Origin of the sequence: Streptomyces sp. NPDC059567, from assembly GCF_042735655.1 — a bacterium.
Lineage (GTDB): Bacteria > Actinomycetota > Actinomycetes > Streptomycetales > Streptomycetaceae > Streptomyces.
The window spans coordinates 1-24,027 of record NZ_JBHWBS010000015.1 but is presented as its reverse complement, the minus strand read 5'-3'; the positions used below and the strand labels follow the sequence as shown (position 1 = coordinate 24,027).

Here is a 24,027-nt window from a genome sequence, read left to right as displayed (position 1 = left end):
GAGCATCACGCTCCCCGGGCCCTCTCGCACGTGCGCGGGATCAGCCGAGGCGCTTGACCGCCGCCTCGACGCGCTCGTCGGTGGCGGTGAAGGCCACGCGGACGAACCGCTCCCCCGCCACCCCGTAGAAGTCACCGGGCGCGACCAGGACGCCCTTCTCGGCGAGGTACGCGACCGTCTCCCAGCACGGCTCGTCGCGGGTCGCCCACAGGTAGAGGCTGGCCTCGCTGTGCTCGATCCGGAAGCCGTGCGCCTCCAGGGCCGTCCGCAGGGCCGTGCGCCGGGCCGCGTACCGCTCGCGCTGCTCGGCCACGTGCGTGTCGTCGCCCAGGGCTGCGACCGTCGCGGCCTGCACCGGGGCGGCGGTCATCATGCCGCCGTGCTTGCGGATCTGGAGCAGCTCGCCGAGGACCGCCGCGTCGCCCGCGATGAACGCGGCGCGGTAGCCGGCCAGGTTGGAGCGCTTGGAGAGCGAGTGGACGGCGACGATCCCCTCGTACGTACCGCCGCAGACGTCCGGGTGCAGGACGGAGACCGGGTCGGCCTCCCAGCCCAGCTCCAGGTAGCACTCGTCGGAGAAGACGAGGATGCCGTGCTCGCGCGCCCAGGCCACGATTCGGGTCAGCTCGTCCTTGCCGAGGACCTTGCCGGTGGGGTTCGAGGGCGAGTTGAGCCAGAGCAGCTTGACGGCGGCCGGGTCGAGATCGGCGACCGGGTCGTCGTAGACGACGGGCTCGGCGCCGCAGAGCCGCGCGCCGACCTCGTACGTCGGGTAGGCGAGCCGCGGGTAGGCGACCTGGTCTCCGGCGCCGAGCCCCAGCTGCGTCGGCAGCCAGGCCACCAGCTCCTTGGAGCCGACGACGGGCAGCACGTTCGTGTGCGCGAAGCCGACCGCGCCCAGGCGCCGCTCGCACCAGCCCGTCAGCGCGTCCCGCAGCTCGGTGGTGCCCCACACCGTGGGATAGCCCGGCGAGTCGGCCGCCGCGACCAGCGCCCGCTGGATCAGCTCCGGCACCGGGTCGACCGGCGTGCCCACGGACAGGTCCACGATGCCGTCCGGGTGGGCGGCCGCCGTCTTCTTGTACGGCTCCAGCTTGTCCCAGGGGAAGACGGGCAGGCGCGAAGAGACTGCGCTCACGAGTTGGCTCACTTCCTCGTACGTACGGGGGTGACGCGTCGGGAAACGCGTCGGTCCCGTACAGCGGGCGAGGCCGTACGGGACCGAGGGCGGGATGATCAGCCGTTCTGCGGCGGCAGGGCGGCGATGAAGGGGTGGTCGCGCTCGATCAGGCCGAGCTTGGAGGCACCACCGGGAGAACCGAGCTCGTCAAAGAACTCGACGTTCGCCTTGTAGTAGTCCTTCCACTCCTCCGGGGTGTCGTCCTCGTAGAAGATGGCCTCGACCGGGCACACCGGCTCACAAGCACCACAGTCGACGCATTCGTCCGGGTGGATGTACAAGGACCGGGAGCCCTCGTAGATGCAGTCGACGGGGCACTCCTCGATGCAAGCCTTGTCCTTGACGTCGACACAAGGCTGCGCGATGACGTAGGTCACGCTGTCGTTCCTCCTCGGTAGGGCTGGTCTGCGCGGGAGCGCGGCGTCGTCGATGCCCGCCCCTAGTATCTCCGTTCTTGGGGTCGATCCGAACAGGAGGGGCGGAGAAGCTGTGGAATTCACCGCTGGAGGGCGCCTTGAGGTGCGTATTACCCGCGCTGACGTGGGAAAACGTGTCTCAGTTCGGTACGTGACGGAGTCCGGTGCCCCGGGCGAGCGCTTCACCGATGCGGTCGGCGTTCTCACATCATGGGACGCCGATGTGCTGCTGATCACACGACGGACGGGTGAGGGCGTCCGGATCGCGGAATCCGCACTGGTCGCGGGCAAGGTCGTCCCCGCGGCCCCGGCCCGCCGGCGCGGGCCCGCGGCCTCCTTCGAGGAGCTGGCGCGGGTGCTGGCACGCGCGTGGGAGCCGGTGGAGAGCGAGCCGCTCGGCGAGTGGACGCTGCGGGCCGCCGCGGGATTCACGCGACGGGCCAATTCGGCGCTGCCGCTCGGTGATCCGGGGCTGCCCCTCGACGAGGCCCTGGAGCGGGTGCGCGAGTGGTACGCGCGGCGCGACCTCCCGGCGTACGTCCAGACGGCGACCGGTGCCGAGGGTACGCAGGAGCTTCTCTGCGCGGAGCTGGAGCGTCGCGGCTGGCGCTCGGAGGTCTCGGCGGAGGTGCGGACCGGGGGGCTGGCGCCGGTCGCGGACCTGGACGCGGACGTGTCGTCCGTCCTCCTCTCCCGGTCCCTGGACGCCGCCTGGCTCGGTCGCTACAACCGGTCGGGCGAGCCCGGCCCGCATGTGCTGAAGGTGCTGACCAGCGGCCCGAGTGTGTGGTTCGCGTCCGTACCGGGCACGGAAGACATACCGGCCGCGATCGGACGCTGCGTGGTGGACGGCCGCTGGGCCGGATTCATGGCGGTGGAGGTCGACCCCGCGCACCGGCGTCAGGGCCTGGCCACGGCCGTCATGACGGCGCTCGCCCGGCAGGCCCTCGACGAGGGCGCGTCGGCGGCCTGGCTCCAGGTGGAGAAGGACAACGACGGGGCGCGGGCGCTGTACGAGGGCATGGGCTTCACCGTCCATCACCACTACCACCACTATCGATACGGGCCCTACCGAGCGGCGGAGGCGTGAGCGAGGTGACCGACGTGACCGACTGGCGGCGGGAGTTCGCGCAGGAGGCCCGTGCACGGCGCCCGGATCTCGCGCGGCTCTGTCTGCTGATCGGCGCGGAGGCGGACCCCGCGGTCACGGAGGCCGATCTGGACGCGGCGGAGATCGAGCTGGACCGGCTGGCCGGCGAGCTGCCGTACGGCATACGGGACCCGCAGGAGTGGGCGGCGGCGCTCGCCCGGCTGCTCGGCGGCCGGTACGGCTTCCAGGGCGTCCCGGCCGACTACCAGCGTCTGGAGTCCTCGCTGCTCCACGACGTCCTGCAGCGGAGGCGGGGCCTGCCGATCCTGCTGTCGGTGGTCTGGATGGAGGTCGCGCGCAGGGCGGGTGCGCCGGTGTACGGGCTCGGCCTGCCGGGCCACTTCGTCATCGGCTTCGGCGACCCGTCGGCCCAGGTCCTCGCCGACCCCTTCGCGGGCGGCCGGGCGATGACGGGCATCGACGCGGAACTCCTGGTGGCGGGCGCGACGGGCGAACCCCTGGAACCGTCGATGCTGCGCCCCGCGGACCCGCTGGAGATCGTTCTCCGCATCCTCAACAACATCCGCGCCTGGGCGACCCCCCGCCCGGAACGCTCCGCCGTCGCACTGTGGGCCGTCGAGCTCTCCCTGCTGCTCCCCACCCACCCCGCCCGCCTGCGCTACGAACACGCGGAGCTGCTGGTCCAGCGGGGCGAGTTCCTCGCGGGCGCGGCGGAGATGGAGGCGTACGCCTCGGTGGTGGCCGCGGTGGAACCGAGCGCGGCGGCGACGATCAGGAACAGGGCGCAGGCGGCGCGGGCGCTGCTGAATTAAGGGGCGCCGGGCCGGACGCCGCCCGGCTCCGTCCTCCCTCCAGGGAGGGGCAGGGAGGCGGGGGCGAGTGCTGATCACGTGCGGAGGGCCCGCCCCGCGTCCGGAGGGCCCTCCGCCGCGTGACGCCTCAGACGCTCGGGACGCCCCCCGCGTCAGGGCAGCCCATGGCGAGGGCGAGCCGGTGCGAGAGGTCCTGGAGGACGCGGATGTTCGCCTCCTTGGCACTGCCCTCGCGCGGGCGGGAGCCGTAGGCCAGCTCCGCGTGGACCATCGGCTTGCCGACGCCCTTCACCTCGCAGGCGAACCACAGATCGGCGTCCGCGTCGCCGCCTTCCGCCAGCAGACCGACGGGAAGGCGCGCCGCCGCGACCACCTTCGGCTGCGGCGCGGGCACCCGGTCGACCTCCTCGAACAGCACCGTCATCCTCGACGGGCTCTCTGCGGGGTCCTCCACATCCGGCTCGATCACACAGGCGGTCCGCTGCCCGCTTCCGTCGAGCTCGGGGTCGTGCAGCAGTTCCTTCAGCGAGTCGGCGACCCCGTACGAGCGATACTCGAACCGCTTCGCCTCCGAGATCCGCTCAAGCGCCTTCGCCGCCTTCGGCGACAGGCCCCCGCACACCTCCGTCGCCGGCACCGTCGGCTTCGCCGCCGGCTCCGGCTTGCCGCTCCCGCATGCCATGAGCGTCATCGCAAGACCCAGGCCACCCACGGCCCGCCACGCGACGGTCCGCACGGCCGCCCACTCCTCGTCGTACCTCACGCCAACTCCCCTATGACCGGACTTTCCGCATTCACCCCAGCAAGTTCATCGGCCCAGGGACCCTTGGGATCGTAGGTGCGGAGACCGCCGACAACGTGGTCACACCTGAGGTTTTCGCATTTCACGGGCATCTTCACAAGTCGCGCACGCGAGGTTCACGATCGCAACCGCTCGACAGAGCGAAGGAGCCCCACCCGGCGTGCCGGGTGGGGCTCCCTCTCAGCTCGTACGGGGCGTCAGCCCTCGCCGTCGAGGTCGATGACCTTCGTCCGCTCGGCCGCGGTCTTGCCCATCAGGGCGTCGCGCATCACGAAGGCGACGTCGTCGGCGGAGACCTGGTGCTTCTTGCCGTCGGCCTTGGTGATCATGATCCCGTCGAAGACTCCGTCGAGGAGCTTGTCGATCGCCTTCTTGTCGTAGACCTCGACCAGGCGGCCGTTGACGGGCTTCATGGAGAGGATCTGCGGCAGCGACCGCGCCGGGCCGAACTTGATCTCCTTCTGGCCCGCCTTGATCACGATCACACCGGACATGGCGGGCTCGGCGAACTCCTTCATCGCCCGGTCCAGCTCCGCCTGGGTGACGGTGGGCTGGCGGGTGACGACGGGCAGCTCGACGGGCTTCGACCGACCCGTCTGGACCTGGGCGCGGAACGCGTCCTTCACGAAGATCATCGAACGGGCGACGTCCAGGCCCTTGCCGGGCTTGCCCGGGACGGCGGTGACCTTGCTCGGGGAGAACCTGATCGTGCCCTCGGTCGCCGAGCCGGACGCGCCGGAGACGTCGGTGAGGGCGACGGCCAGCTTCTCCTCGTCGACCGGGAGCTTCGGCTCTGCGACCCGCTCGCCGCCGAAGAGGGAGCTGATCACGGAGACGGGGTTGTAGTCGCTGCCCGCGGCCGCGCGGACGGTCTCCTGGCTGTCGAGGGAGAGACCGGCCTTGTCCGGGGAGAGCGCGACCGTCTTCCCGCCGACGCTGAGCTGGAGGGGCGCGTGGGCGCGCTTACCGAGGGCGGTCTCCAGCTTGTTGACCCCCTCCTCCTTCGTACCGCCGCCGATGTCGACGCCGAGGACGGTGGTGCCCTTGGGGACGTCGGAGTGGTTGAGGAGCAGGCCGGCGCCATAGGCGACGCCGACCAGACCGAACACGCCGACGCCGACGAGGACGAGCTTGGAGCGGCCCTTCTTCGCCGGGGCGGAGGAGGAGGCGGGCGTCGCGGTCCTGGGGGCGGCGGGCGCCGGGGCGCCGCCGACGACCTCGGGGGCCGAGAAGCCGTGCTCCGGGGCGCGGGGCGTGCGGTCCGGGCCGGAGGGGCCGCCCGGGCCCGAGGGCACGACGGGGATGCCGCTGGTGAGCGTGTCCCCGGAGACGTGCCCGGCGGGGCCCGCGCCGGGCGGAGTGATCGGGCCGGGGCTCTGCGGGGTCAGGACGGCGGTGTCGTCCGACATGCGCGGCGCGCCCCCGAAGGGACCGCCGGCGACGGGCCCACCGCCGGCCGGACCGCCCGGGCGAGGTCCGCCGACCATCGGGCCGCCGCCTGCCGGGCCACCGGCCATCGGGCCGCCCACCGTGCTGCTGCCGGTGACGGGGCCGGTGGTCGGGCCGGTAGGCGCCTGCGGGGCGCCCGGGGAGTACGGGGCGCCGTCGGGGCCGTATCCGGCCTCGTCCTGCGGCGGCGTCGTGAGGAACATCGGCATGCCGGCCGCGGGGGTCGCCGAGATCGAGGCGCCCCCTATGGTCGGGATGCCGCCGGTCGCGGGTCCCGCGAAGCCGGAGCCACGGGCCGGGCCGCCCGACGCCGGGGGTCGCAGACCGGGAGGAGGCGTATGTCCGGGCGCGCCGGCACCGCCACGAGGACCGGACCCGCCGCGCGGGCCGGGACCGCCACGAGGGCCGGCGCCGGGACCGGCACCCGTGCCCGCGGGCGCCGGGGCCCCGGAGGGCGCGGACGGCGCGGGAGGCGCAGCCGGGGCCGGCGTCGCCGGCGCGGCGGGGGCGGCCCCCTTGCGCGGGGCGAACCAGTCGCTGGTCGGCTTCTCCTCCGCCTTGGGAGGCTCCACCGGCGCCGGCGGCTCAGGGGCGGGCGCGGGCGCAGGTGCGGGCGCCGGGACGGCCTCGGCGGCCGGAGCGCTCTCGCGCTTCGGCTTGGGCGCGTCCGCGACCGGCTTGCGGACCACCACGGGCGGGATCGGCCGCGAACCCGGAATGTTGATCCGGATCCGGGTGGTCAGCGTGGTCTCGGTCTTCGGCTCCTCCGGCTGCGGCGGAGCGGGCACGGCGGAGGCGCCGGCCGGGTCGTCGGCCCCGTCCTGCGTGGGGTGGAGCGACGGATACTGGCGGGATCCGTACGGCGGTGTACCCGACGGGTACGCGGCTCCACCGCGCCCCTGGGCGCCGGAGGACGAACTGTCAGTCTCTCGACCAGTTTCACGACTCAAAGCAGGTTCTCCCGGTTGGCTCCACCGCCCGCTCTTGCTGGTGCTCGTGTACCCGGGCGGCTCGGCGGCGCGCACCACCATACTGGCCGTCGCCGACAGGCACCCGACGGCCGGGGATCGAGCACGGGGCATTCCGGCCGAAGTCCGGGCGACCCTCGCTCAAGTCGGCCTGTTCACGGGGCCGGTCGCGGCAGCCGCGCCATGGTGGCACACATCACAGCGACGGCCATGCCTCCAAGAAGGTAGATCATCTCGGCTGCCCCGCCCGCGAAGACCCCGTCGCCTTCCGGCCGTCCGAGGCTGAGCAGCACGATCGTCACCAGCCAGCCCACGCCCGGAGCGACGATGCCCAGCTGGGTGTCGGTGGCGCGCAGCCCGCCGTAGAACACGCCTGCGGTGGCGAGCAGCGCGAGAATCAATCCTCCCGGGAACCAGGCTGTTTGGGCGAGCGAGCCGGCGGCACCGACCAGCGCGCCGAGGACGAGGAGGAATACGTACCAGACGACCCGGACGTTCACGATGCCTCCACACCGGCGAAGAGATCGGTCTCGCGTACGCCCGTCGGTGCGCCCGGCGTGCCGCTGACCAACTGGTAGTACTCCGTGGTGAAGATCGGCTGTCCCAGATCGTTCGAGAGGGCGAAGAACGGCCCGTCGACGGCGATTTGGGTGACATGTGCCCGCATCGCGGCGGTCTTGCGGTCCACGTGACCCGCTCCGGCGTCGATCTCGGCGGTGATCAGGGAGTCGTCGACCACTCCGGGGACGTCGTCGATCTCGGCGATGCCGGGGAAGTCGACGCCCTCGGCGCGGAGCCTGGCGAACGCGGCCTCGGCGACCGGGCGCGGGACCCGGTTCCAGTAGGTCTTCGCGATCGTGTGCGCCGGGCCGAGGTCGGGGCGGTACGAGGCGTCCGCGGCCAGCTCGGCGGCGCGCATGGCGACGCGGTGGGCCTGGATGTGGTCGGGGTGGCCGTAGCCGCCGTCGGGGTCGTAGGTGACCAGGACCTGCGGCCGGGTCTCGCGGATGATCTCGACGAGGTACGGGGCGGCGGTGTCGACGTCCGTGTTCCAGAAGGCGTTGTCGCGCCGGTTCTGCTCGGCGCCCATCATTCCGGAGTCGCGGAAGCGGCCGGGGCCGCCGAGGAAGCGGTGGTCGGTGACTCCCAGCTCCTTCATCGCGGCGGCGAGTTCGCCGACGCGGTGGGTCCCGAGCCGGTCCTCCCGGTCGGGTGCCAGATGGGCGAGCTCGGGCGGGATGACCTCGCCCTCCTCGCCGAGCGTGCAGGTCACGAGGGTGACCAGCGCGCCCTCGGCCGCGTACCTGGCCATGGTGGCGCCGTTGTTGATCGACTCGTCGTCGGGGTGCGCATGCACCAGGAGCAGACGACGGGCTGGGAGAACCGTCATGGCCCCACCCTACGAGGCAGGGCCCGGATCGAAACGGCGGGCCGCGGAACCGCGGCTCAGAACTTGAGGCCGCCGATCATGCCCGCCACGTTCGTGGTGAGCGTGCTGATGGACGGGGCGATGGACGAGCTCGCCAGGTAGAACCCCAGGAGCGCGCAGACCGCCGCATGTCCAGCCTTCAGCCCGGATTTCCGGATCAGCAGGAAGACGACGATCGCCAGCAGCACCACCGCCGAAATCGAGAGTGCCACGGCGGTTCACCTCCACACTTCTTCGGTCGGATATTCGGACGGTCAGGTCGGCGAGCATGTGCCAGCTGTCCCCTACCCACCTAGCGCTACGGATCATAACTATGTGTGGCACCGCATTGATGGTGTACGGGGGCACAGGGGGGCGCACAGCGCTAGGTTCGATCGCATGACCTCCAGGCAACAGCGGTCGTTCCCGCTCTCGTTCCCTCGTCAGTACGCCCGGACGCAGCGCTTCACCCTGGGCAATCCGCGTGCGTTCTCGGTGTCCCCGGACGGTGAGCGGGTGGTGTTCGTGCGCTCGTCGTCGGGCACGGACCGCTCGCACGCGCTGTGGGTGCTCGACCTCGGCGGTCGGGCGGGCGAGGCACGGGAGCGGGTCGCGGCGGAGCCGGAGGCGCTCCTGGAGGGCGCGGCCGAGGAGTTGTCGGCGGAGGAGCGCGACCGTCGGGAGCGGAGCCGTGAGGGTTCGGGCGGGATCGTGTCCTACACGGTGGACGGGGCCGTGGAGTTGGCGGCGTTCGCACTGTCGGGCCGGCTGTTCGCGGCGGAGCTGAGGGCGGGGACGGCGCGGGAACTGCGGGTGCCGGGGCCGGTGATCGATCCGCGGCCGTCGCCGGACGGGCGGCACGTCGCCTATGTGACGCGGGGCGCGCTGCGGGTGGTGGGCGCGGACGGGGAGGGCGACCGGGCGCTGGCGGAGCCGGAGGACACACACACGACGTACGGTCTGGCGGAGTTCGTGGCGGCCGAGGAGATGGGGCGCTCACGGGGCTTCTGGTGGTCGCCGGAGTCGGACCGGCTGCTCGTGGCGCGGGCGGACGACCGGCCGGTGCGACGGTGGTGGATCTCGGATCCGGCGCATCCGGACCGGGAGCCGCGGGTGGTGCCGTATCCGGCGGCGGGGACGCCGAACGCGGAGGTGCGGCTGTACGTGGTGGATCTGGCCGGGGAGCGTACGGAGGTCGACTGGGACCGGGACCGGTATCCCTATCTGGCCCGGGTGCACTGGTCGTCGGACGGCCCTCCGCTGATCCTCGTGCAGGCCCGTGACCAGCGCACCCAGCTCCATCTGGCGGTGGACGCGGAGACCGGGGCGACGCGGACGGTGCATGTGGACGAGGACCCGGTGTGGCTGGAGTTGCTGCCGGGAGTGCCTGCCTGGGCCCCGGACGGACGGCTCGTGCGGATCGCCGACGAGGGCGGGGCGCGCGTGCTGGCGGTCGGGGACCGGGCGCTGACGAGTGCGCAGCTGCATCTGCGGGCCGTCCTCGACATCGGGGAGAACGACGTCATGGTGTCGGCGTCGGCGGGCGAGGAGGCGGCGGAGCCGGAGACCGGCGAGATCCACGTCTACCGGGTCAACGAACTGGGCGTGGAGCGGGTCTCGGAGGGGACCGGAATTCACTCGGCGGTGCGGGGCGGAGCGGTGACGGTGCTGTCCTCGGCCCGGCCGGACGCTCCGGGGAGCGTGGCGCGGGTGCTGCGGGACGGCGAGCAGGTGGCGGTGATCGGCTCGCATGCGGAGACGCCGGTGCTGTCGGCGCGGGTGCGCCTGGTCGAGGGGGGCGCACGGCGGATTCCGTGCGCCGTCCTGCTCCCCTCGGGGTACCGGGAAGGTGACGGACTACTGCCCGTGCTCATGGATCCCTACGGAGGGCCGCACGGCCAGCGGGTGCTCGCCGCGCACAATCCGCATCTGACGTCCCAGTGGTTCGCCGACCAGGGCTTCGCCGTGATCGTGGCGGACGGCCGGGGCGCTCCCGGGCGGTCTCCCGCCTGGGAGAAGGCGATCGCGAACGACCTGACGCCCACCCTCGACGACCAGGTCGAGGCGCTGCACGCGCTGGCGAAGGACTTCCCGCTGGATCTGGGGCGGGTGGCGATCCGGGGCTGGTCGTACGGCGGCTATCTCGCGGCCCTCGGGGTGCTGCGGCGGCCGGACGTCTTCCACGCGGGCATCGCGGGGGCACCGCTGTCGGACCTGCGGCTGTACGACACCCACTACACCGAGCGGTATCTGGGGACGCCGCAGGACAGCCCGGAGGTCTACGCGGCGAACTCGCTGGTCACGGACGACGGTCTGTCGGCGCCGGAGAACCCGGCGCGGCCGATGATGATCATCCATGGGCTGGCCGACGACAATGTGGTGATGGCCCATACGCTGCGGCTGTCCTCGGCGCTCCTCGCGGCGGGGCGACCCCATGAGGTCCTGCCGCTGACGGGCGTGACGCACATGACCCCGCAGGAGCAGGTGGCGGAGAACCTGCTGCTGCTCCAGGTGGACTTCCTGAAGCGGTCGCTGGGCCTCACCGAGGAGTAGTCACCAGCCGGGCGGCGGCGGGGACGGCGGGGACGGGGGCAGTGCGGCCACCGGCCGGTGGCGGACGGGGCGGGCGGCCGGGCCGCGGCCGGCGAGCAGGATCAGTACGGCGATCCCGGCGAGCAGTCCGTAGGCGGAGGTGGCGAGGGCGAGCCGGGCGTCGTCGGCCGACGCGCCGAGGTGCTCGGCCCAGCCGAGCCGTGCCGCGATGGCCACTCCGGCGACGCCCCAGCCGGTCATGAGGAGTCCGGCGAGCAGCCCGAGGGGCCGCGCGTACGGGGCGCGGGCGAAGGCGCTCGCGGCGGTGACCAGGAACAGCACGGCGAGCATCACGTTCAGCCAGCCCGGTGGGACGGCGAGCGCGGGCAGCAGGAGCGAGCGGCCGCCGGTGAAACGGTCGACCGTGAACTCTACGGGCAGGGTGGTCGCCCCATGCACCTCCCACGCCGCCCAGACGACACCGGCCACCGCGAACAGGACCCCTGCCGTCACTGCCGCCCCGGTCCGGGGGCGGGTCGGCAGCTCGTCGCGGGACTCGGCGGGGCGGCGGCCGGCGGCCGCGGTGACGACGAGCCCGGTGGCGAGGGCGAGCGTGATCAGGGTCGTGACGAGGGCGTCGACGCCGGTGGCCCACAGGCCGGGCAGCCGTAACGCCAGGGTGACGACCCCGGTGGCGGCGAGCGCGGGCGCGGCGGAGGAGGAGCGGAGGGCGACGAAGGCGGTGGCGACGCAGGCGATGAGCAGGAGGGGGTCGACCAGTGAGGTGGCGGCCCGGCGCCGCAGCAGGAAGGCGCTCTCCCCCGCCCAGTACCACGCGAGTTCGGCCGGTGAGCCGAACGCCGCGAGGTCGCGCAGGAGCCAGACGGCGATGACGAGTGCGAGTGCGCCACAGAGCGCGGCGCCGGTGAGACGTGCCGGTCGAGTCACTGTCACGGAGCCGATACTCACCGCAACCACGCACCGAAACAAGCGGTTCCGCATATTCGAGCGGCAAGGTGTCAGGTCGGGCGGACCGAGCCTCGGAAAGGGGGCGGCCGGCCGGGGCGACATGGCGCGTCCCGGCCGGCCTACGGCACCCGCACGGCCGTACGCTGTCGAGCCTGCCGCGTTCGTATATCGGAGCCGGGTCGGGGACGTTGCCCCGTCGTTAATCTCCGCTACTGCGACTCGTCCTCCGTCGGCACCACGTGCTTCTCCTCCGCGAAGTGGCAGGCCGAGTCGTGCTTCGCCGGGGTGTCCGTCAGGCGGAAGACCGCCGGCACCGCCAGCTCCGGGACCTCCAGCTCGCAGCGCTCCTGGGCCTTCCAGCAGCGGGTGCGGAAACGGCAGCCGGAGGGGATGTTGGCCGGGGACGGCACGTCTCCGGTCAGGATGATGCGCTCGCGGTGCTCCCGCGCGTCCGGGTCGGGGACCGGGACCGCGGAGAGGAGCGCCTGGGTGTACGGGTGCGTGGGGTGGTCGTAGATCTCCGCGTCCGTGCCGATCTCCACGATCCGGCCGAGGTACATGACGCCCACCCGGTCGGAGATGTGACGGACGATCGACAGGTCGTGGGCGATGAAGACGTAGCTCAGCGAGAACTCGTCCTGGAGCTTCGCCAGGAGGTTCACCACCTGCGCCTGGACGGAGACGTCGAGCGCCGAGACCGGCTCGTCCGCGACGATGATCTCCGGCTGGAGCGCGAGGCCGCGGGCGATGCCGATGCGCTGGCGCTGACCGCCGGAGAACTGGTGCGGATAGCGGTTGATGTACTCCGGGTTGAGTCCGACGACGTCCAGCAGGTCCTGGACCTTGCGCCGCCGGTCGCCCTTCGGGGCGACCTCGGGGTGGATCTCGTACGGCTCGCCGATGATGTCGCCGACGGTCATCCGGGGGTTGAGCGAGGTGTACGGGTCCTGGAAGACCATCTGGATGTTGCGGCGGACCGCGCGCAGCGCCCGGGGCGACATCGTGGTGATGTCCTCGCCCTTGTAGCGGATCGAACCCGAGGTCGGGCGCTCCAGGTTGACCAGCATCTTGGCGACGGTCGACTTGCCGCAGCCGGACTCGCCGACGATGCCGAGGGTCTCGCCCGCCGTCAGGTCGAAGTCGACGCCGTCGACGGCCTTGACCGCGCCGACCTGCTTCTTGAAGAGGACGCCCTGGGTCAGCGGGTAGTGCTTGTACAGGTCCCGGACCTGGAGAATCGGCTCAACCACGGAGGGCCTCCTGCCAGAAGTGGCACGCGCTGCGGCGTTCCTCCGACACTTCGTACAACGGCGGCTCGTCGGTGCGGCACACGTCCCGGGCGAGCGGGCAGCGCGGGTTGAAGGCGCATCCGGACGGGATGGCCAGCAGGTTCGGGGGCAGGCCCTTGATCGCGTACAGCTCCTGGCCCTTCTGGTCCAGGCGCGGGATCGAGTCGAGCAGGCCGCGGGTGTAGGGGTGGGCGGGCGCCTTGTAGATCTCGTGGACGGGGGCGGTCTCGACGATCCGGCCGGCGTACATGACGGCGATCTTGTCGGCGACGTCGGCGACGACGCCGAGGTCGTGGGTGATGAGGATCAGGCCCATGTTGAGCTCGCTCTGGAGCTCGGCCAGGAGGTCCATGACCTGGGCCTGGACGGTGACGTCGAGGGCGGTCGTCGGCTCGTCCGCGATGATCAGCTCGGGTTCGAGGGAGAGCGCCATCGCGATCATGATGCGCTGGCGCATTCCGCCGGAGAACTGGTGCGGATACTGCCCCACGCGTTCCTTGGCCGCCGGGATGCGGACCCGGTCCATGAGTTCGACGGCCTTGGCCCGGGAGTCCTTGCGCGACATGCCCTGGTGGACCTGGAACATCTCGCCGAGCTGGTCGCCGACGCTGATGACGGGGTTCAGGGAGGACAGGGCGTCCTGGAAGATCATCGCCATCTTCGCGCCCCGGACCTTGCGCCGCTCCTCCTCCTTGAGCTTCAGCAGGTCCTGGCCCTGGAAGAGGATCTCCCCGCCGGTGATCTTTCCCGGCGGGATGTCGAGGATGCCCATGATGGCCTGCGCGGTCACGGACTTGCCGGAGCCGGACTCGCCGAGCACGGCCAGCGTCTCGCCGGCTTCGACCGAGTAGCTGACCCCGTTGACGGCCTTGGCCACCCCGTCGCGGGTGTGGAACTCCACGTGCAGATCGCTCACTTCGAGCAGCATGGGCGCCTACCTCAGCTTCGGGTCGAGGGCGTCGCGCACCGCGTCGCCGAGCATGATGAACGCGAGCACGGTGATGGCGAGCGCGCCCGCCGGCCAGAGCAGCATGTGCGGGGCGTTGCGGATGTACTGCGAGGCCGAGGAGATGTCGATGCCCCAGGAGACGGTCGGCGGCTTCAGCCCGACGCCCAGGTAGGACAGGGTCGCTTCGAGCGAGATGTACGTACCGAGGGCGATGGTCGCCACGACGATGACCGGGGCCACGGCGTTGGTCGTGATGTGGCGCAGCAGCATCCGGGAGTTGGAGGCGCCGAGCGCGCGGGCGGCCTGGACGTAGTCGTTCTGTTTGGCGGTGATGACGGAGCTGCGGGCGATGCGGGAGATCTGCGGCCAGCCGAGGAGCACCATGAAGCCGATGACGGGCCAGATCGTGCTGCTGGTGACCACCGACAGCAGGACGAGTCCGCCGAGGACGACGGGGATGGCGAAGAAGACGTCGGTGATCCGGGAGAGGACGGCGTCCGAGGCACCGCCGAAGAAGCCGGCGATGCCGCCGAGTGCGGAGCCGAGGATCGCGACGCCGAGGGTGGCGAGGACGCCGACGCTCACGGAGGTCCGGGCGCCGTAGACGGTACGGGTGTAGACGTCGCAGCCCTGGCCGTTGAAGCCGAAGGGGTGGCCGGGCTGGGAGCCCTCCTGCGCCTTGGAGAGGTCGCACTGGAGGGGGTCTCCGCTGGCGATCAGGGAGGGCCAGATGGAGATGATCACCAGGAAGATGATGACCAGGCCCGAGATGATGAAGACGGGGTTGCGGCGCAGGTCGTGCCAGGCGTCGGACCACAGGGAGCGGGGTTTGCCCGCGGGGCCGGTGCCCAGGGGACCGCCGGGGGTTTTCTCGAGCGACTCGCCCTCTTCCATGGCGAGGTCCGTGGCGCCGCCCGCACCCGTGTGGTCGATGGCTCGCCCGTCGTCGAACGGCTCATGCGGCTGAAGAGGCTCAGGCATAGCGGATCCTCGGGTCAAGGACGGCGTACAGAAGGTCGACGAGCAGGTTCGCCACCAGGAAGACCAGGACGAGGACGGTCACGAAGCCGACGACGGTCTGGGTGCTCTGGCGCACGATGCCCTGGTAGAGCTGGTAGCCGACGCCATGGATGTTGAAGATCCGCTCGGTGACGATGGCGCCGCCCATCAGCGCGCCGATGTCGGCGCCGATGAAGGTGACCACGGGGATGAGCGAATTGCGCAGCAGATGGCGGGTGATGACCCGGCGGCGCGGGAGGCCCTTGGCGACGGCGGTGCGGACGTAGTCGGCGCGCTTGTTCTCGGCGATCGAGGTCCGGGTGAGCCGGGTGACGTACGCGAGGGAGACGGAGGCGAGGACGAGGCCCGGGACGATCAGCTCGTTGAAGGGGGCCTCGGGCGAGACGGCCGGCTTGATCCAGCCCCACTTCACACCGAGCAGCAGCTGCAGCAGCAGGCCGGTGACGAAGGTCGGGATGGAGATGACGACGAGCGTGAGCAGCAGCACGGAGGTGTCGATCGGGCGGCCGCGCTTGAGACCCGTCAGCACGCCGAGGCTGATGCCGATGACGATCTCGAAGAGGATCGCGACGATCGTGAGCCTGATGGTGACGGGGAAGGCGCTCGCCATCAGCTCGGTCACCGGCTGGCCGTTGAAGGCCGTACCGAAGTCGCCGGTGAAGAGGTTGCCCATGTAGATCAGGTATTGCTGCCAGACCGGCTTGTCGAGGCCGAACTCCTTCTCCAGCTGGGCGGCTGTCGCCGGGTCGCAGGCGCGGTCGCCGCAGAGGCCGGCGATGGGGTCGCCCATCACGTTGACCATAAGGAAGATCAGCAGGGTGGCGCCGATGAAGACCGGGATCATCTGCAGCAGACGCCGGATCACATAACGTCCCATGAGGGGCTCCGGGGGTGTGGGGAAGGCGTACGGCCCGGCTCGCGCGTGATCGCCTGGCCGGGCCGTACGCCGACGAGCTGCGTCAGTTGACCTTGATCTGGTCGTAGACGGGGACGCTGAAGGGGTTCAGGGTCACGTTGGAGATGCGCTCGGAGTAGCCCGCGCTGCCGTTCTGGTACCAGAGCGGGATCGCGCCCATGTCGTCGCGGAGGACTTCCTCGGCGCTCTGGAAGGTCTGGACGGCCTTGGCGATGTCGGACTCTGCGTTGGCCTGGTCGACGAGCTTGTCGAACTCCGGGTCGGTGTACTTTCCGTCGTTCGACGAGGCGTTGGTGTAGTAGAGCGGCTGCAGGAAGTTCTGGATGAGCGGGTAGTCCATCTGCCAGCCCGCCCGGAACGGGCCCTTCATCTTCTGCGTGCTGACCTGGCTGCGGAAGTCGGCGAAGGTGCCGATGGGGTTGCCGACGCAGGCCCGGTTGTTGCCGAGGGCGTTGTTGATGGAGTTGCAGACGGCGTCCACCCACTCCTTGTGGGAGCCGGTGTCGGCGTTGTACGTGATCGTCATCGTGCCGCCGGGGATGCCACCGCCCTCGGCGACCAGCTTCTTCGCCTCTTCGGCGTCGTACTTGCAGAAGTCGCCGCAGATGTCCTTGAAGCCGCCCTCCTCGCCGAGGACGGGGGAGGTCCAGTCGACGGCCGGGGTGCGGGTCTTCTGGAAGATCGTGTCGGTGATCTGCTCGCGGTTGATCGCCATGGAGAGGCCCTGGCGGAGCTTCTCCTGACCCGGCTTGTTCCACGCCGGGTCGTAGAACGGGAAGCCGAGGGTCTGGATGATGCCGGCCGGGACGTTGATGTACCGGTCGCCGAGGTCCGCCTCGACGTTCTTGAGCTGGGAGGCGGGCACGTCGTCGACGAGGTCGAGGTTGCCGGCCGTCAGATCGGTGTAGGCGGTGTTGTTGTCGGTGTAGACCTTGAGGGTCACGCCGCCGTTCTGCGCCTTGTCCTCTCCGGGGTAGGCGTCCCAGCGCTGCAGCTCCATCTGCGAACCCTTGGCGTACGAGCCGACGGTGTACGGGCCGTTGCCGACGGGCTTGTTCAGCCAGGCCGCGTGGTCGTCGAAGAACGACGGGGGCAGCGGTGCGAAGGCGACGTAGCCGAGGGTGTCCGGCCAGGTGGAGAACTTCTGGGTGAGCTTGACCGTGAAGGTCTTGTCGTCGACGACCTTGAGGCCGGACATAGTCTCGGCGGTCGGCTCGCCCGACTCGGGGTGGACCTGGTCGTAGCCCTCGATCTGGCCGAAGAAGAAGGCGTTCTTCTGATTGTTCTTCAGCGAGGCGCCGTAGTTCCAGGCGTCCACGAAGGACTTCGCGGTGACCGCCTCCCCGTTGGAGAAGGTCCAGCCGTCCTTGAGGGTGATGGTGAAGTTGGTCGAGTCGGTCGTCTCGATGTTCTCGGCGAGCATGTTCTTGGCCTCGCCGGTCTTCGGGTCGTACTGCTTGAGCCCCCGGAAGATCATGGAGAGGACCTTGCCGCCCTGCACCTCGTTGGTGTTCCCGGGCTCAAGCGGGTTCTGCGGATCACCCCAGGAGGAGCTCACGATTCCGTCGGCGCCACCACCGCCTCCGCCGCCGCCTCCGCCGCCGCAGGCCGTCACCGTAAGGGCGACGGCGACGGCCAGTGCGGCCCACTTGGCGTGCGTGGCTCCGCGCATCAGGTGCCTCCCGAGGGTCCCGAGTATCAGATAGGCCCCAATATCACCCTAGAGATACCGCTATGCACCTTTACGACACCCGTTGGGAGAAACGCGCCGAGGGCGCCCCGGCCGTCATGGCCGGAGCGCCCTCGGTGGACGGCTCGAGAAGCTACGCCGCGTGGATGACGTCCTTCTCCTCGGCGAAGTGGCATGCCGACTCGTGCGCGGCCGGGGTGTCCTGACCCTGGAAGCGCTCGGGGATCGCCAGCAGCGGGACCTCCGTGGAGCACTTCTCCTCGGCCTTCCAGCACCGGGTGCGGAAGCGGCAGCCCGACGGCGGGTTGGCCGGCGAGGGGACGTCACCGGTGAGGATGATCCGCTCGCGACCCTCGCGGGCCTCCGGGTCCGGGACCGGGACCGCCGACAGCAGCGCCTGGGTGTAGGGGTGCGTCGGGTGGTCGTAGATCTGCGTGTCCGTACCGATCTCGGCCATCTTGCCGAGGTACATCACGCCGACCCGGTCGGAGATGTGCCGGACGATCGACAGGTCGTGCGCGATGAAGACGTAGGAGAGGTTGAACTCGTCCTGCAGCTTCTCCATCAGGTTGATGACCTGCGCCTGGACGGAGACGTCCAGGGCCGAGACCGGCTCGTCGCAGATGATGATCTCCGGGTTGAGCGCGAGGCCTCGGGCGATGCCGATGCGCTGGCGCTGACCGCCGGAGAACTGGTGCGGGTAGCGGTTGATGTACTCGGGGTTCAGGCCGACCACATCGAGCAGCTCCTGCACCTTGCGGCGCCGGTCGCCCTTCGGGGCCACCTCGGGGTGGATGTCGAAGGGCTCGCCGATGATGTCGCCGACCGTCATACGCGGGTTCAGCGAGGTGTACGGGTCCTGGAACACCATCTGGATGTTCCGGCGGACGGCCTTCAGCGCGCGGCCGGACAGCCGGGTGATGTCCTGGCCCTTGTAGAAGACCTCGCCCGCGGTCGCCCGCTCCAGGTTCATCAGCAGCTTGGCGACCGTGGACTTGCCACAGCCGGACTCGCCGACGATGCCGAGGGTCTCGCCCTGGTAGAGGTCGAAGGAGACCCCGTCCACGGCCTTGACCGCGCCGACCTGCTTCTTGAACAGGATGCCCTGGGTCAGCGGGAAGTGCTTGACCAGGTTGCGCACCTGCAGGATCGGCTCACCGCGCTCGACCGGCGCCTCGATGGCGGCTACGGCCTCCGCCTCGCTCGCGGCGTCGACGGTGTGCACGTCGGTGACGTTCGGAGTCGCGTCCGCGGCCTCGTCGTTCTTGCTGAGCTCAGCCATGGATCGTCTCCTTCCAGAAGTGGCAGGCGCTACCGCGGCCCGGCAGCTCCGTGCCGTCCTGCTCGGCGACCGGGGCGAGGGCCGGGATCTCCGTGCGGCAGATGTCGTCGGCCTTCGGGCAGCGCGGGTTGAAGGCGCAGCCGGTGGGCACGCGGAGCAGGTTGGGCGGCAGGCCCTTGATCGCGTACAGCTCCTGGCCCTTCTGGTCCAGGCGCGGGATCGAGTCGAGCAGGCCCCGGGTGTACGGGTGGGCCGGGCGCTTGTACAGCTCGTGCACGGGCGCGGTCTCGACGATCCGGCCCGCGTACATGACCGCGATCTTGTCCGCGACGTCGGCGACGACGCCGAGGTCGTGGGTGATCAGGATCAGGCCCATGTTGTATTCCTGCTGGAGCTCCGCGAGGAGGTCCATGACCTGGGCCTGGACCGTCACGTCGAGCGCCGTGGTGGGCTCGTCCGCGATGATCAGGTCCGGCTCGAGGGCCAGCGCCATGGCGATCATGATGCGCTGGCGCATGCCGCCGGAGAACTGGTGGGGGTAGTCGTCGACCCGGGCCGAGGCGGCCGGGATCTTGACCTTGTCCATCAGCTCGATGGCCTTGACCTTGGCCGCCTTCTTGGAGAGGCCGTGGTGCACCCGGAACATCTCGCCGAGCTGGTAGCCGACGGTGAGGACCGGGTTGAGGGACGACAGCGCGTCCTGGAAGATCATGGCGATCTTGCGACCGCGGATCTTCCGGCGCTCCTCGTAGGACATCTTGAGCATGTCCTGACCGCGGTACAGGATCTCGCCCTGCGGGATCTTGCCGGGCGGCATGTCGAGGATGCCCATGATGGCCTGCGCGGTGACGGACTTGCCGGACCCGGACTCGCCGAGCACGGCGAGCGTCTCGCCGGCGTTCACGCTGTAGTTGACTCCGTTGACCGCCTTGGCCACACCGTCACGGGTGTGGAACTCCACATGCAGGTCACGGACTTCGAGCAGGGGCCCGTTGTAGTCGTCGCCGTCGCGCGGCGCGGGAACGGTCGCGGTCTTGTCGATGATGCTCACGTTTACGCCCTCCTCAGCGCAGCTTGGGGTCGAGGGCGTTGCGTACGGCTTCGCCGAGCATGATGAACGCCAGAACGGTGAGGCTCAGCATGATCGACGGGTACAGCAGGATGTGCTGCGCCGTACGGATCTGCTGGACACCCGCGGAGATGTCGACACCCCACGAGATGGTCGGTGCGGACAGACCCAGACCCAGGTAGGACAGGGTCGCCTCGGCCGAGATGTAGCCACCGAGCGCGATGGTCGCGACGACGATCACCGGAGCCATGGCGTTCGGCAGGATGTGCCGGAACAGGATCCGGGTCGTGCCCGCGCCGAGCGCCTTCGCCGCGTGGACGTAGTCCGACTGCTTGACGGTGATCACCGCACCGCGCATGACGCGGGCGATCTGGGTCCAGCCGAGGAACGCCAGGGCGAAGACGACGACCCAGACGGTGCGCTCGGTGAAGGACTGCAGGACGACCATGGCGCCGAGCAGGAACGGGATGCCGAAGAAGACGTCCGTGAGCCGGGAGAGGATCGCGTCCGTGATGCCGCCGAAGTAGCCGGCGATCATGCCCGTCACGCCACCGACGACGGTGACGATCGCGGTGACGCAGACACCGACGATGATCGAGGCACGAGTGCCGTGGATCAGTCGGGCGTAGACGGAGCGGCCCTGGCCGTCCCAGCCCAGCCAGCCCTCGGAGCCGATCTTGCCCAGCTCGGGCTGTCCCAGGTAGTGGTTGACCAGGTCGCCCCTGGTGGGCGAGGCACTGGTGAACCAGCCGGGGAACGCGGTGATCACCAGCAGGATGAGGATCAGCACCGACGACACGACGAAGTAGGGGTTGCGGCGCAGGTCCACCCAGGCGTCGCCCCAGAGGCTGCGGGCCTTCTCCGGCTTCGCCTTCTGCGCGGGCTCCGTCACGGAGGGGGGCGCGACGGCGTCCTCGACGGCGGTGGCGGCGGTCTTGGTCACGTCAGGCATAACGGATCCTCGGGTCCAGGACCGCGTACAGCAGGTCGATGATCAGGCTCGTGACGAGGTAGACGAGCACCAGGATGGTCACGAGGCCGACCAGCGTGGTGCCCTCGCGGCGGATGATCGACTCGTAGATCAGGCCGCCGACACCCTTGACGTTGAAGATGCCTTCGGTGACGACCGCGCCGCCCATGAGGGCGCCGATGTCGGTGCCGAGGAAGGTGACGACCGGGATCATCGAGTTGCGCATCAGGTGGACGCCGATGACCCGGCGCCTCGGCAGGCCCTTGGCGACGGCCGTACGCATGTAGTCGGCGCGCAGGTTCTCCGCCATGGACGTGCGGGTCAGTCGGGCCACATAGGCCAGCGAGAGACCACCGAGCACGATCGCGGGCGCGATCATCTCCGACAGCAGCTGGTCGTTGCTGACGTTCGGAGCGATCCACTCCAGCTCGAAGGCGAAGACCATCTTGATGATGAAGGCGAGGACGAAGACCGGCACCGAGATGATGAGCAGGGTGAAGATCAGGATCGCGTTGTCGGCCAAACGGCCGGCGCGCATACCGGCGATGACGCCGAGCGCGATGCCGAAGATCAGCTCGAACGCGAAGGCCAGCGCGGCGAGTTGCAGAGTGACCGGGAACGCGTCGCCCAGGACCTCGGTGACCGGGCGTCCGTTACGGATCTGGTTGCCGAAGTCGAAGTGGGCAACGATGTTCCACATGTAATTGGCGTACTGCTGCAGGATCGGCTGATCCAGCCCCAGTTCGTGTCTGATCTTGGCCACGGTCGCCGGGTTGGCGGCCTTGTCACCGAACAGACCCGCCACGGGGTCGCCGGGCAGGCTGTAGACCATGAGGAAGATCAGCAGGGTTGTCCCGATGAAGACCGGGATCATCTGGAGCAGTCGTCGTACGACATAGCGCCCCATCATGCCTCCGTTGAGATGTGACAGCCGCAGCGCTACGAGCCCTCCCCCGGCAACCGCGCCCCTGTGGGTACGCGGATGTCGTGGAAGGGCCCCCCAGCCACTGCGTATCGCCGGTGCGAGGGGCCGGCGGACGGTGTGCGACCGTCGGCCCCTCGCCTTGCGGCTAGCGGACTACGCTTGGGCGATTACTTCTTCTTGACGGTGATCTCTTCGAGAACCGGGTCGCCGTCCTGCGCGTAGCGGACGCCCTCGACGTTCTCGGAGTAGCCGGCGTTGACCTTGTAGTACCAGAGCGGGATGGAGGGCATCAGGTTGACGAGCTCCTTCTCCACCTCCTGGTAGGCCTTCACCGACTCCTCAAGGGTGGCCGCGGAGTCGGCCGCCTTGATCTTCGCGTCGAGCGCCGGGTTGGAGAAGTCACCCTGGTTGCCGGACGCACCCGTCTGGAACAGGTCACGGAGGAAGTTGGAGTTCACCGGGTAGTCGAGCGTCCAGGCCGAGCGGTAGAGGGACTTGACCTCCTTCGCCTTGCGGGCCGCGAGGTCCGCCTGGAAGTCCGCCTTGCTGTCGCCGACGCACTTGACCTGCGTCGCCTGGGTGATGCTGTTGCAGACCGCGTCGACCCACTCCTTGTGGCCGCCGTCCGCGTTGAACTGGATGGTGATGGCGTTGCCGGGAACGCCGCCACCCTCCGCGATCAGCGCCTTGGCCTTGGCGGGGTCGAACTTGGTGACGTCGCCCGCGGCGTTCGGCTGGAAGCCGAGGACGCCCTTGGCGACCCAGCCGGTCGCCGGCTCACGCGTACCCTGCAGCACCGTCTTGGTGATGGTGGCGCGGTCGATCGCCATCGAGAGGCCCTGGATGACCTTCGGGTCGACCTTCTTGGGCTTCTTCCACTGGTCCGCGTAGAACGCGACCGCGATGGACTGGATCGCCGACTGGTCGGCGTCCACGGCGCGGTCACCGAGGTCCTGGTGGTAGACCGGGAGGTCCTTCGGGCCGACCTGACGGATGACGTCGAGGTTGCCGGACTTCAGGTCCTCGTAGGCGGGCTCGAGGCCGGTGTAGTTCTTGAAGATCACACCGCCGTTCTTCGCCTTGTTCTCGCCCTTGTACGCGTCGTAGCGGACGATCTTGATCTGCTTCTTGCGGTCCCACGACTCGAACTTGTAGGGACCGTTGCCGACCGGCTTCAGGCCCGCACCGTTCGGGTCCTTGTAGAAGGACTCCGGCAGCGGCGAGAAGACCTCGTAGCCGAGCTTGTAGGCGAAGTACGGAACCGCGCTCTTGAGCTCGATGGTGAAGGTCGAGTCGTCGACGACCTTCAGACCGGTGAGCTTGTCGGCGGTGGGCTTGGCGCCCTCCTTCTCCGGCAGCAGGGCCTCGGAGCCCTTGATGTCGGAGAACCAGGACGCGTTGCCCTGCTTGTTGTTGACGTTGGCGGCCCAGTTCCACGCGTCCACGTAGGACTTGGCGGTCACCGGGGTGCCGTCGTGGAAGGTCCAGCCCTTCTTGAGCTTGACCGTCCAGAGCTTGCTGTCCGCGCTCTCGACCGACTCGGCGTTCACCATGGTGAGCTTGCCGTCGGCGGTGTAGTCCACCAGCTGCGAGAACAGACCGGACAGAACGATCGAGCCGTTGGACTCCATCGTGTCGGCCGGGTGCAGCAGCTTCTCCGGCTCGCCCACCTCGATCGAGAAGATCCCGTTCGGGTCAACCTGGCCCTTGGCGTCGCTGCCGCCGTCGCCCTTACCTCCGCCACAGGCGGTCGCTGCCAGGGCGACAACAATCGCGCCCACTACCCACTTGGCGCTCTTGGCACCGCGCATGGGTTCCTCCTCATGAGTCCACTTGTCACTACAAGAGGGGCACTTCGAGTCCGCCGACACCCCTGACGGCGATGCACTCATGTGCCCCGAGTGTGCTCGTGAGTCGGCACTCCCCACAGTGCGTGACCCATTGACCCGAGCTCAATGGAGCCAACTATTAAGTACGTCAGGGCTGTAAACCACACTTAAGTGGTCTCGGTTTGACAACATCACCAGGGGCCTTGAGACCGAAATCCGGACAAAGCGATCACAGACAGACACCCGCGAAACGGACCGTTAACACACGTTCCGGAGAGCGACGGCCGATATCCGGACACCGTGCCCATGAAATGGATTTGACGAAAGGCTCGGGCCCCCGCAGTGAGGCGGATTCCAGGGATCGTCGCAACACCGTGTGTGTAGCGACGATCCTAGGCCTCATCGCCGACCAATCATGTGAGCTCGCAGGGAAGTGTATGG

Annotated in this window: 21 protein-coding genes; 3 read left to right on the top strand and 18 right to left on the bottom strand. The window is 69.8% G+C overall.

The genetic code is table 11. The features are described from left to right. Nucleotides 1-40: 40 nt before the first annotated feature. Nucleotides 41-1,138, bottom strand: a complete 1,098-nt coding sequence (locus ACFVZW_RS10230; protein WP_384519340.1) for a bifunctional succinyldiaminopimelate transaminase/glutamate-prephenate aminotransferase — start codon at nt 1,136-1,138, stop codon at nt 41-43. A 98-nt stretch (nt 1,139-1,236) separates the two neighbouring features. Next, nucleotides 1,237-1,557 carry a ferredoxin gene (gene fdxA / locus ACFVZW_RS10225; RefSeq protein WP_003985062.1) on the bottom strand — a complete coding sequence of 107 codons (321 nt, stop codon included), beginning with the start codon at nt 1,555-1,557 and terminating at the stop codon, nt 1,237-1,239. A 112-nt stretch (nt 1,558-1,669) separates the two neighbouring features. Between fdxA and ACFVZW_RS10220 the strand changes: the two genes are divergently transcribed. Beyond that, a complete protein-coding gene (locus tag ACFVZW_RS10220) occupies nt 1,670-2,686 on the top strand; it encodes a GNAT family N-acetyltransferase (protein WP_384519338.1) in 1,017 nt (338 codons plus the stop codon). Continuing rightward, on the top strand, nt 2,683-3,519 hold the full coding sequence (locus tag ACFVZW_RS10215; protein ID WP_384519336.1) for a tetratricopeptide repeat protein: 837 nt from the start codon (nt 2,683-2,685) through the stop codon (nt 3,517-3,519). The genes ACFVZW_RS10220 and ACFVZW_RS10215 overlap by 4 nt, the downstream gene beginning before the upstream one ends. A 127-nt stretch (nt 3,520-3,646) precedes the next feature. On the opposite strand, the gene ACFVZW_RS10210 is transcribed toward ACFVZW_RS10215, so the two are convergent. From ACFVZW_RS10210 to ACFVZW_RS10190, 5 genes are all read right to left on the bottom strand, one after another. Then, the gene (locus tag ACFVZW_RS10210) at nt 3,647-4,282 is read right to left on the bottom strand and encodes a hypothetical protein (RefSeq protein WP_384519334.1); all 636 of its coding nucleotides are present in this window, start codon (nt 4,280-4,282) and stop codon (nt 3,647-3,649) included. A 236-nt stretch (nt 4,283-4,518) separates the two neighbouring features. Continuing rightward, nucleotides 4,519-6,720: a hypothetical protein gene (locus ACFVZW_RS10205; RefSeq protein WP_384519332.1), complete on the bottom strand. Its 2,202-nt coding sequence runs from the start codon at nt 6,718-6,720 to the stop codon at nt 4,519-4,521. A gap of 173 nt (nt 6,721-6,893) precedes the next feature. Next, nucleotides 6,894-7,241: a DUF6113 family protein gene (locus ACFVZW_RS10200; protein ID WP_384519461.1), complete on the bottom strand. Its 348-nt coding sequence runs from the start codon at nt 7,239-7,241 to the stop codon at nt 6,894-6,896. Continuing rightward, nucleotides 7,235-8,128 carry an N-acetyl-1-D-myo-inositol-2-amino-2-deoxy-alpha-D-glucopyranoside deacetylase gene (gene mshB, locus ACFVZW_RS10195; RefSeq protein ID WP_384519330.1) on the bottom strand — a complete coding sequence of 298 codons (894 nt, stop codon included), beginning with the start codon at nt 8,126-8,128 and terminating at the stop codon, nt 7,235-7,237. The genes ACFVZW_RS10200 and mshB overlap by 7 nt, the downstream gene beginning before the upstream one ends. A gap of 56 nt (nt 8,129-8,184) precedes the next feature. After that, nucleotides 8,185-8,379 carry a hypothetical protein gene (locus ACFVZW_RS10190; protein ID WP_137993529.1) on the bottom strand — a complete coding sequence of 65 codons (195 nt, stop codon included), beginning with the start codon at nt 8,377-8,379 and terminating at the stop codon, nt 8,185-8,187. A gap of 166 nt (nt 8,380-8,545) precedes the next feature. Between ACFVZW_RS10190 and ACFVZW_RS10185 the strand changes: the two genes are divergently transcribed. Next, nucleotides 8,546-10,699 (top strand): prolyl oligopeptidase family serine peptidase, encoded by a 2,154-nt coding sequence (locus tag ACFVZW_RS10185; RefSeq protein ID WP_384519328.1) that lies wholly within the window; start codon nt 8,546-8,548, stop codon nt 10,697-10,699. Here the strand turns inward: ACFVZW_RS10185 and ACFVZW_RS10180 are convergent, their stop codons facing one another. The 11 genes from ACFVZW_RS10180 to ACFVZW_RS10130 form a co-directional block, all read right to left on the bottom strand. Continuing rightward, nucleotides 10,700-11,632, bottom strand: coding sequence for a hypothetical protein (locus ACFVZW_RS10180; protein WP_384519326.1), 933 nt, complete (start codon nt 11,630-11,632; stop codon nt 10,700-10,702). 224 nt (nt 11,633-11,856) lie between these two features. After that, complete coding sequence (locus ACFVZW_RS10175; RefSeq protein WP_384519325.1) at nt 11,857-12,897, bottom strand: ABC transporter ATP-binding protein; 1,041 nt, start codon at nt 12,895-12,897, stop codon at nt 11,857-11,859. Next, nucleotides 12,890-13,864, bottom strand: coding sequence for an ABC transporter ATP-binding protein (locus ACFVZW_RS10170; protein WP_384519323.1), 975 nt, complete (start codon nt 13,862-13,864; stop codon nt 12,890-12,892). The genes ACFVZW_RS10175 and ACFVZW_RS10170 overlap by 8 nt, the downstream gene beginning before the upstream one ends. Nucleotides 13,865-13,870: 6 nt before the next feature. After that, the gene (locus ACFVZW_RS10165; protein ID WP_384519321.1) at nt 13,871-14,866 is read right to left on the bottom strand and encodes an ABC transporter permease; all 996 of its coding nucleotides are present in this window, start codon (nt 14,864-14,866) and stop codon (nt 13,871-13,873) included. Beyond that, nucleotides 14,859-15,782 (bottom strand): ABC transporter permease, encoded by a 924-nt coding sequence (locus tag ACFVZW_RS10160; RefSeq protein WP_384519319.1) that lies wholly within the window; start codon nt 15,780-15,782, stop codon nt 14,859-14,861. Before ACFVZW_RS10160 ends, ACFVZW_RS10165 begins: the two co-directional genes overlap by 8 nt. A gap of 82 nt (nt 15,783-15,864) precedes the next feature. Next, nucleotides 15,865-17,493: an ABC transporter substrate-binding protein gene (locus ACFVZW_RS10155; protein ID WP_384519317.1), complete on the bottom strand. Its 1,629-nt coding sequence runs from the start codon at nt 17,491-17,493 to the stop codon at nt 15,865-15,867. Nucleotides 17,494-17,644: 151 nt separating this feature from the next. Next, nucleotides 17,645-18,793: an ABC transporter ATP-binding protein gene (locus ACFVZW_RS10150; RefSeq protein WP_384519315.1), complete on the bottom strand. Its 1,149-nt coding sequence runs from the start codon at nt 18,791-18,793 to the stop codon at nt 17,645-17,647. Further along, the gene (locus tag ACFVZW_RS10145; protein ID WP_384519313.1) at nt 18,786-19,844 is read right to left on the bottom strand and encodes an ABC transporter ATP-binding protein; all 1,059 of its coding nucleotides are present in this window, start codon (nt 19,842-19,844) and stop codon (nt 18,786-18,788) included. The genes ACFVZW_RS10150 and ACFVZW_RS10145 overlap by 8 nt, the downstream gene beginning before the upstream one ends. A gap of 13 nt (nt 19,845-19,857) precedes the next feature. Continuing rightward, nucleotides 19,858-20,814, bottom strand: coding sequence for an ABC transporter permease (locus tag ACFVZW_RS10140; RefSeq protein ID WP_384519311.1), 957 nt, complete (start codon nt 20,812-20,814; stop codon nt 19,858-19,860). Beyond that, a complete protein-coding gene (locus ACFVZW_RS10135; RefSeq protein WP_384519459.1) occupies nt 20,807-21,739 on the bottom strand; it encodes an ABC transporter permease in 933 nt (310 codons plus the stop codon). The genes ACFVZW_RS10140 and ACFVZW_RS10135 overlap by 8 nt, the downstream gene beginning before the upstream one ends. A gap of 185 nt (nt 21,740-21,924) precedes the next feature. Next, nucleotides 21,925-23,568 carry an ABC transporter substrate-binding protein gene (locus ACFVZW_RS10130; protein WP_384519310.1) on the bottom strand — a complete coding sequence of 548 codons (1,644 nt, stop codon included), beginning with the start codon at nt 23,566-23,568 and terminating at the stop codon, nt 21,925-21,927. Nucleotides 23,569-24,027: the final 459 nt, after the last annotated feature.

Bases quoted from the DNA above. Each gene is read 5' to 3' on its own strand.
- mshB (WP_384519330.1), bottom strand. From the start codon at position 8,128: ATGACGGTTCTCCCAGCCCGTCGTCTGCTCCTGGTGCATGCGCACCCC.
- ACFVZW_RS10185 (WP_384519328.1), top strand. From the start codon at position 8,546: ATGACCTCCAGGCAACAGCGGTCGTTCCCGCTCTCGTTCCCTCGTCAG.
- ACFVZW_RS10170 (WP_384519323.1), bottom strand. From the start codon at position 13,864: ATGCTGCTCGAAGTGAGCGATCTGCACGTGGAGTTCCACACCCGCGAC.
- ACFVZW_RS10165 (WP_384519321.1), bottom strand. From the start codon at position 14,866: ATGCCTGAGCCTCTTCAGCCGCATGAGCCGTTCGACGACGGGCGAGCC.
- ACFVZW_RS10160 (WP_384519319.1), bottom strand. From the start codon at position 15,782: ATGGGACGTTATGTGATCCGGCGTCTGCTGCAGATGATCCCGGTCTTC.
- ACFVZW_RS10155 (WP_384519317.1), bottom strand. From the start codon at position 17,493: ATGCGCGGAGCCACGCACGCCAAGTGGGCCGCACTGGCCGTCGCCGTC.
- ACFVZW_RS10150 (WP_384519315.1), bottom strand. From the start codon at position 18,793: ATGGCTGAGCTCAGCAAGAACGACGAGGCCGCGGACGCGACTCCGAAC.
- ACFVZW_RS10140 (WP_384519311.1), bottom strand. From the start codon at position 20,814: ATGCCTGACGTGACCAAGACCGCCGCCACCGCCGTCGAGGACGCCGTC.
- ACFVZW_RS10135 (WP_384519459.1), bottom strand. From the start codon at position 21,739: ATGGGGCGCTATGTCGTACGACGACTGCTCCAGATGATCCCGGTCTTC.
- ACFVZW_RS10130 (WP_384519310.1), bottom strand. From the start codon at position 23,568: ATGCGCGGTGCCAAGAGCGCCAAGTGGGTAGTGGGCGCGATTGTTGTC.